The organism is Geomonas sp. (genome assembly GCF_035254065.1).
GTDB lineage: Bacteria > Desulfobacterota > Desulfuromonadia > Geobacterales > Geobacteraceae > Geomonas.
Genome location: NZ_DATFBA010000286.1, coordinates 1 through 7,383, shown reverse-complemented (window position 1 = coordinate 7,383; position 7,383 = coordinate 1). Strand labels below are relative to the sequence as shown.

Sequence of the window (7,383 nt, the reverse complement as noted above, 5' to 3'; positions counted from 1 at the left end):
CGGCCTTGCCGCCGGCGGGGAGCGTCTTGTAGAAGGTGAGCTGGGCATCCGGCGGAGGTGTCTTGGGCTGGGCTGCGGCCGGCGCTGCCTCGTCCTTCTTCACCGGCTGTACCGCCGAGGCAGGCACCTGACCCTTGCGCGGCCCCTTGAAGATGAGCCAGCCGGTCAGCATGCCGGCACCGAAGGTGCCGACCAGGACGGCGATCGACAGCAGCGCGAACATGCCGGAAGACTCCTTGCGGGGCCTGTTCTTCTGCACGGGCTTGCGCTCCATGCTCTCCCGGACCTTCCTCTTTTCGCTGTAATCCATCACCATGGCGACCTCCCGTCTACATCCTCTCCGGAGCCGAGATCCCGAGCACCGTCAGGGCGTTCTTCAGGACCACCGCCGTGCAGTGCAGAAGGAACAGACGGGCGTTGGTCAGCGCGGGCTCCTCGGTGATCACCCGGCTTTTGTTGTAGAAGCTGTGGAACTCGCCGGCCAGGTCCTGCAGGAAGTAGGTGATGCGGTGCGGCTCGAAGTTGAGTGCGGCGGACTCCAGCGTCTCGGGGTACAGGGAGAGCTTCTTGATCAGGGCCAGGTCGTCGGCGCTCTCCAGCAGGTCCAGGTTCACCTTTTCGAAGTCGGGCTGCACCCCCCTCTCCCGGGCGGTGTCGAAGATGCTCTTGATGCGGGCGTGGGCGTACTGCACGTAGTAGACCGGGTTGTCGGCGCTCTGACGCTTGGCGAGCTCCAGGTCGAAGTCGAGCTGGCTGTCGGAGCGGCGCATCAGGAAGAAGAAGCGGGCGGCGTCGCGGCCGACCTCGTCCACCACCTCTTTCAGGGTGACGAACTCGCCGCTCCTGGTGGACATCGCCACCGGCGCGCCGTCGCGCAGGAGCGCGACCAGCTGCACCAGGATGATCCCCAGGTCCTCCGCCTTGCGGCCAAGCCCCTGGACAACCGATTTCAGCCTGGGGACGTAGCCGTGGTGGTCGGCGCCCCAGACGTCGATGACCCAGTCGAAGCCGCGGGCGAACTTGTCGCGATGGTAGGCGATGTCGGAGGCGAAGTAGGTGGTAACCCCGTTGCTTCTCACCACCACGCGGTCCTTGTCGTCACCGAAGGCGGTGGTGCGGAACCAGAGTGCACCCTCCTCCTCGTAGATGTGCCCCTTCTCCTGCATCTCCTTGATGGCCGAGGGGACCTTGCCGTCGTCGAACAGCGACTGCTCCGAGAACCAGTTGTCGAAGCGGATGCCGAAGTCCTTGAGGTCGTCGTCGATCCCCTTCAGGATCAGGTCGCCCCCCATCTTGGCGAAGAAGGCCACCCCCTCCTCCTGGGGCGCGTGCAGGAAGCGGTCGCCGTGCTTGGCGATGGCGTCGCGGGCGATGTCCTTGATGTAGTCCCCCTGGTAGCAGTTCTCGGGGAAATCCACCTTCTCGCCCAAAAGCTCCTTGTAGCGGAGCAGACCCGAGAGTCCCAGGGTGTTCATCTGGTTGCCGGCGTCGTTGATGTAGTATTCGCGCTGGACCTGGAAGCCCGCGGCGGTCAACAGCGAGGCAACCGCGTCGCCGGTCGCCGCGCCGCGCCCGTGGCCGATATGCAGTGGGCCGGTCGGGTTCGCGCTCACGAACTCCACCTGCACCTTCTTGCCGGCACCGACCGTGCTCTTGCCGAACTCGTCGCCTGCGGTATCGATGCTGGTAAGCACCTTCCTCCAGGCGGAGTCCTTGACGAAGAAGTTGATGAAGCCGGGGCCGGCGATCTCCAGGGATTCGATCAGATCCGAGCTCCCGGCCAGCTTGTTCACTATGATTTCGGCGATAGCCTTGGGAGCCTTGCGCTCCGCCTTGGCCATCTGCATGGCAACGTTGGTGGCGAAATCGCCGTGCTCGGCGTGCGCCGGCTTTTCCACGTTAATGGCAGGGACCGCCCCCGAGGTGAGCGTGCCGTCGGCGAAACACCCCTCGATACCTTTCAGGATGCATGCGCGCAGCTGCTCCTTCATATCTTCTCCCCCTTTTCCTGTTCCGGTTCCGTCTCGGGAACCTCCTTGATGCTGATGTCCCTGCTGAAGTCCGGGCAGCGGGCGCCGCCGTCCGTGACGCAGAATTTCTTGGCGCAGTTCTCACGCCAGGCACAGATAACGCAATGCTGTTTGCTCACGTGCGGACTCCTCCGGGAATGTGAATTGTTGAAGCCGTAATCGTTTCACCCCTTCGACAGGCTCAGGGCGAACGGCTTTACAGTACCGAGCCACCTCGCCGTTCGTGCTGAGCTTGTCGAAGCACCTGCCGTTCGTGCTGAGCCCGTCGAAGCAGGCGGCAATCGGCTATCTTGGCGGCGCCGGCTTCCCTCACCCTGGCCCTCTCCCGCAGGGAGAGGGAGTGTCGACTGAGCTTGGCGAGGCTCGCCGAGTCAGGGCTTTTTGCCGGCGCTCTGCTGGGGCTGCACGGCCACACCCTTCTCGGCCTTCTTCTGCTCCGCCTTCGGATCGGCCGGCTTCTGGTCCTTGGGGTCCGCCGGCTTCGCTGCCGCCTGGGGAGTGGGCGCCGGGCCCTTGCCGGGGAACTGGTAGATCACCTCGTTGCCGCGCACCAGGCCGAAATCCCTGCGGGCGATGCTCTCCAGGTAGCGGCGGTCGGACTGCAGCGCGGCGATCTCCCTTTTCAGCCGGTCGTTCTCGCCCTGCACCTCCAGCAGGCGCTTCTGCATCTCGTCGCGGTCCCGGTGCAGATGATTGATGCGCAACAGCCCGCGGTCCCCGAATACGGTGAAGTAGAGGATGAAGGCTATGATCGCCAGAGGTGTCAGGTACAACCGTTTCTGCATGTGCTACCCCGCGGAAAGAACGGAGTCGAAGTACTCGATGGTCTGCCGGAGCCCCTCGTCGACCGCAACCGTCGGCTCCCAGCCGAGCATCTCCTTGGCCAGCGAGATGTCGGGCTGCCGCTGCTTGGGATCATCCGCGGGCAGAGGCTTGTAGACGATGCGGGAGCGCGAACCGGTGAGCGCGATGATCTTCTTGGCGAACTCGAGGATGGTGGTCTCTGTGGGGTTGCCGAGGTTCACCGGACCGGTGAAGCCGGGGCGGTCCATCATGCGCAGCATCCCCTCCACCAGGTCTGAAACGAAGCAGAAGGAGCGGGTCTGCTCCCCCTGGCCGTAGACGGTGATGTCCTCCCCCTTCAGGGCCTGCAGGATGAAGTTGGAAACCACCCGCCCGTCGTTTTCCGCCATCTTGGGACCGTAGGTGTTGAAGATCCTGATGATCTTGACGTCCACGTTGTTCTGCCGGTGATAGTCCATCATCAGCGTCTCGGCGACACGTTTCCCCTCGTCGTAGCAACTCCTGACCCCCAGGGTGTTCACGTTCCCCCAGTACGATTCCGGCTGGGGATGTACCTGCGGGTCACCGTACACCTCAGAGGTTGAGGCCTGCAGTATCCTGGCCCGCACCCTCTTGGCGAGCCCCAGCATGTTGATGGCGCCCATCACGCTGGTCTTGGTGGTCTTCACCGGGTTGTACTGGTAGTGGATGGGCGAAGCCGGGCAGGCCAGGTTGAAGATCCGTTCCACCTCCAGGAGGATCGGCTGGGTCACGTCGTGACGGATCAGCTCGAAGCGGCGGTTCTCCATCATGTGCATGATGTTGCGCTTGTTTCCGGTGAAGAAGTTGTCCAGACAGATGACGTCGTGACCTTCATCCAGAAGCCTCTCGCAAAGATGTGAACCGATGAAGCCCGCCCCGCCGGTGACCAGAATACGCATAACATCTCCAAAAGAAACAGTTCAATGTTCTATGTTCCATGTTCCAGGTTAACGGCAACGGCCGAGACGCTCACGGCATTAGCGGTAACCGTAGGACACTGAGCACGGAAGGGGTTATTCCATCTCGCAGCAGGCCGCGCCGTTTCTGCCGATGGGGAGGTATTCGATGCCGAGCTGGCGCATCCGCTCCGGACGGTACAGGTTCCTGCCGTCGAAGATAAGCGGGTTGATCAGCAGGCTGGTGATGCGGTCGAAGTCGGGGTTTCTGTACTCGTTCCATTCGGTGATGATCACCAGGCCGTCGGCGCCGTTCAGGGCGTCGTACTGGTTGGCGCTGTAGGTGATCCGGTCGCCGAAATGCTTCTTGGCCTCGTTGATCGCCTCCGGGTCGTGCGCGCGCACCTGCGCCCCCGATGCCAGCAGGTGATTGATGATGGTCAGCGAGGGGGCCTCCCTCATGTCGTCGGTGCGGGGCTTGAAGGAGAGGCCCCAGACGGCGATGCTGCGACCGGCCAGCGGCGTCTGGCTGCCGTCGCCCAACCGGCGGAGGATCTTGTCGGAAAGCACCTGTTTCTGGCGCTCGTTGGCGGTCTCCACCGCCTTCAGCAGCACGAAGTCGTAGCTGCACTCCTCAGCGGTCTTGACCAGCGCCTTGACGTCTTTTGGGAAGCAGGAGCCGCCGTAGCCGACCCCGGGGAAGAGGAAGTCGTAGCCGATGCGGGAGTCGGAGCCGATCCCCTCCCTCACCGCCATCACGTCGGCGCCCATCATCTCGCAGAGGTTGGCGATCTGGTTCATGAAGGTGATGCGGGTGGCCAGCATGGCGTTGGCAGCGTACTTGGTCATCTCGGCGCTTCTGATGTCCATCACCAGCATCCTGTTGGATTTGCGCATGAAGGCGGAGTAGAGCTCCTTCATGATCTCGGCGGTCCGCACGTTGTCGGTACCGATCACCACCCGGTCCGGCCTCATGAAGTCGTCGATGGCGGCCCCCTCCTTGAGGAATTCGGGGTTGGAGACTACGTCGAACTCGATCTGCACGCCGCGGCGTTCCAGCACCTCGTTGACTGCCGCCCGCACCTTGTCGGCGGTGCCGACCGGAACGGTGGATTTGTCGACGATGATCTTGAAGCTCTCCATGTGCTCGCCGATGGAGCGGGCCACCGAGAGGACGTACTGGAGGTCGGCCGAGCCGTCGGCGCCGGGAGGGGTACCGACCGCGATGAAGTTGACCAGGGACTCCTTGACGGCGTAGGCCAGATCGGTGGTGAAGGTGAGGCGTCCCTCCTCGCAGTTGCGCAGCACCATCTCCTTGAGCCCCGGCTCGTAGATGGGGATGACGCCGCGCTTGAGGCCCTCGATCTTCTCCTCGTCCACGTCCACGCAGATGACGTGGTTGCCGCTTTCGGCAAAGCAGGTGCCGGCGACCAGGCCAACATAGCCGGAACCGATGACGCATATCTTCATAGGAAGTCTCCTTCGATCATAGAAAATTAGCATTTTTGTATAGCACAAAGTGAGGGGGGAGGCCAGACTTTTCCCCCGGCGCCCGGCACTCTTAAGGAGCTCAGGCAGCCTGCCCCGCAGCCGAGCATAGAGAGGGGACTGGCTCCATAGGTGCCGGTCCCCCTTCCTCCTCCTAAACCGGGCCTGTCCAGGGGGACAGGCACCTGCGGAGCCAGTCCCCGGGGTCCGCGGTCACCCTGTTCACTTCTCCACCTGCAGCTCCCGGGATAGCGCGGCGAACTCCTCCAAGGAAAGGGTCTCCCCTCTCCTGCCGCCGTCGATGCCGGAACGGGTAAGGGCCTCCTGCAGGAAGCCGTCGCCCTCGTCGAGGCCGGCCGAGCGCAGGGAGTTCAAGAGGGTCTTGCGGCGCTGGTTGAAGGCCCCCTTGACCAGCCGGCTGAAGAGGCGCTCATCCCCCACCTCCACGCGGGGAGCGGCCAGCGGGGTGAAGCTCAAGACGGCGGAATCGACCTTGGGGACGGGTCGGAAGGCGCCGGGCCTGACGATGAATTCCCGGCGGATGTCGAAGTGGAGCCTGAGCAGCACGGTGAGGGCACCGTACTCCTTGCAGTTGGGGGGGGCCGTCAGCCGGTCCCCTACCTCCTTCTGCAGCATCAGCACCAGCCGCTCGAAGAGGGCGTTGCACTCCAGGAAACGGAACAGCACCTGCGAGGAGATGTTGTAAGGGAGGTTGGCGGCCACCTTCCACTTCCCACCCGGATTGCGGTCGGTGAGCAGCTTCTCGAGATCGACCCGCAGGATGTCGCCGTGGCCGATCTCCACGTTGGGCGCTCCCTGGAATTGGGTGTTCAACAGGGGGAGCAGGTCCCGGTCCCACTCGATGGCCAGGAACCGGGCACCGCTGGCGGCGAGCCGCTTGGTGAGGGCTCCCCTGCCGGGGCCCACCTCCAGGATGGAATCCTCTTCGGTGGGGGCGACGCAGGCGACGATCCGGTCCAGCACGCTCTCGTCGACCAGGAAGTTCTGCCCGAGCGCCTTCTTGGCGCGCATCTTTTCCATCAGCACAACTCCTTGAAACGTGCGGCCAACCGGTCCAGCGGCCAGACCGGCAGGGCGTCCAGGTCGAAGCCGCTCCTGAAGCCGGTGCTCAGGTAGTAGTCGCCGGGGACCGCGATCATGGCGGCGTTGTCGGCACACAGGGGGGGGGCGGGGATGAACAGTTCGACCCCCTGCCGGTCCGCGAAGGCGCGCATGGAGCGCCGAAGCCCGCTATTGCAGGCGACCCCGCCCGCCACCACCAGACGCTTGATGCCGGTGGCGGCGACCGCGGCGGCGGTCTTCCTGGTCAAGACGTCGCAGACCGCTTCCTGGAAGGAGGCCGCCAGGTCGTTGAGGCCGGCCGCTCTGGCCTCGGGGTGCTTGTTCAGGTGGGTGAGCACCGCCGTCTTCAACCCGGAGAAGCTGAAGTTGTAGGTACCGTCATGGAGAAGCGGCCGAGGAAACTTGATGGCGTTGGCATCACCGGAGGCGGCAAGCCGGTCGATGGCGACCCCTCCCGGGTACGGCAGTCCGATCAGCTTGGCGACCTTGTCGAAGGCCTCGCCGGCCGCGTCGTCCACGGTCTGCCCCAGGGTGGTGTAGCGCCCCACCCCGTCCACCCGGTACAGGTGCGAATGCCCGCCGGAAACGGCCAGCGCGATGAAGGGGAACTCCACCGGCTGCTCCAGGAAGACCGCCAAGAGGTGCCCCTCGATGTGGTTAACCCCCACCAGCGGGATTTTGCGCCCCAGGGAGAGCCCTTTTGCCGCCGAAATGCCGACCAGGAGCGCGCCGGCCAGCCCGGGTCCCTGGGTAACCGCCACCCCTTCCAGTTCGTCCAGGCCAACCGAGGCCTCGCGCAGCGCCTGTTCGACCACCAGGGAGACCGCCTCCAGGTGCTGGCGGGAAGCGATTTCCGGCACAACGCCGCCGTACTCGGCATGGACGTCGATCTGGGAGGCGACCACGCTGGAGAGGACGGTGCGGCCGTCCCGGACCACGGCGGCAGCCGTTTCGTCGCAGGAAGATTCAAGGGAAAGCAGTAGCATAGAAAAAATAAGAGAGGGCACTTAGGCAGTGCCCCCGGCTCCTCCAAAGGGTAATGAACAGTTTCAGCTTTTGCC

Annotated in this window: 7 protein-coding genes and 1 pseudogene; all 8 read right to left on the bottom strand. The window is 64.2% G+C overall.

All coding sequences use genetic code 11. The features are described 5' to 3' along the window. Nucleotides 1–316 (bottom strand): annotated as a pseudogene (locus VJ604_RS13180) (SPOR domain-containing protein); the annotation flags it as partial. 13 nt (nt 317–329) lie between these two features. Beyond that, the gene (argS, locus tag VJ604_RS13175) at nt 330–1,991 is read right to left on the bottom strand and encodes an arginine--tRNA ligase (protein ID WP_324083248.1); all 1,662 of its coding nucleotides are present in this window, start codon (nt 1,989–1,991) and stop codon (nt 330–332) included. Further along, nucleotides 1,988–2,149 (bottom strand): hypothetical protein, encoded by a 162-nt coding sequence (locus VJ604_RS13170; RefSeq protein WP_324083247.1) that lies wholly within the window; start codon nt 2,147–2,149, stop codon nt 1,988–1,990. The genes argS and VJ604_RS13170 overlap by 4 nt, the downstream gene beginning before the upstream one ends. Before the next feature lie 252 nt (nt 2,150–2,401). After that, nucleotides 2,402–2,815 carry an FtsB family cell division protein gene (locus VJ604_RS13165; protein ID WP_324083246.1) on the bottom strand — a complete coding sequence of 138 codons (414 nt, stop codon included), beginning with the start codon at nt 2,813–2,815 and terminating at the stop codon, nt 2,402–2,404. 3 nt (nt 2,816–2,818) lie between these two features. Further along, nucleotides 2,819–3,754 (bottom strand): UDP-glucuronic acid decarboxylase family protein, encoded by a 936-nt coding sequence (locus VJ604_RS13160; RefSeq protein WP_324083245.1) that lies wholly within the window; start codon nt 3,752–3,754, stop codon nt 2,819–2,821. Nucleotides 3,755–3,868: 114 nt separating this feature from the next. After that, nucleotides 3,869–5,221 carry a UDP-glucose dehydrogenase family protein gene (locus VJ604_RS13155; protein ID WP_324083243.1) on the bottom strand — a complete coding sequence of 451 codons (1,353 nt, stop codon included), beginning with the start codon at nt 5,219–5,221 and terminating at the stop codon, nt 3,869–3,871. Between the two features lie 240 nt (nt 5,222–5,461). Continuing rightward, nucleotides 5,462–6,280: a 16S rRNA (adenine(1518)-N(6)/adenine(1519)-N(6))-dimethyltransferase RsmA gene (gene rsmA / locus VJ604_RS13150; RefSeq protein WP_414652438.1), complete on the bottom strand. Its 819-nt coding sequence runs from the start codon at nt 6,278–6,280 to the stop codon at nt 5,462–5,464. After that, complete coding sequence (gene tsaD, locus VJ604_RS13145; RefSeq protein WP_324083239.1) at nt 6,280–7,308, bottom strand: tRNA (adenosine(37)-N6)-threonylcarbamoyltransferase complex transferase subunit TsaD; 1,029 nt, start codon at nt 7,306–7,308, stop codon at nt 6,280–6,282. The genes rsmA and tsaD overlap by 1 nt, the downstream gene beginning before the upstream one ends. Nucleotides 7,309–7,383 lie beyond the last annotated feature (75 nt).

Coding starts and splice junctions, on each gene's coding strand:
- VJ604_RS13155 (WP_324083243.1), bottom strand. CDS start 5,221: ATGAAGATATGCGTCATCGGTTCCGGCTATGTTGGCCTGGTCGCCGGC.
- VJ604_RS13160 (WP_324083245.1), bottom strand. CDS start 3,754: ATGCGTATTCTGGTCACCGGCGGGGCGGGCTTCATCGGTTCACATCTT.
- VJ604_RS13165 (WP_324083246.1), bottom strand. CDS start 2,815: ATGCAGAAACGGTTGTACCTGACACCTCTGGCGATCATAGCCTTCATC.
- argS (WP_324083248.1), bottom strand. CDS start 1,991: ATGAAGGAGCAGCTGCGCGCATGCATCCTGAAAGGTATCGAGGGGTGT.
- rsmA (WP_414652438.1), bottom strand. CDS start 6,280: ATGGAAAAGATGCGCGCCAAGAAGGCGCTCGGGCAGAACTTCCTGGTC.
- tsaD (WP_324083239.1), bottom strand. CDS start 7,308: ATGCTACTGCTTTCCCTTGAATCTTCCTGCGACGAAACGGCTGCCGCC.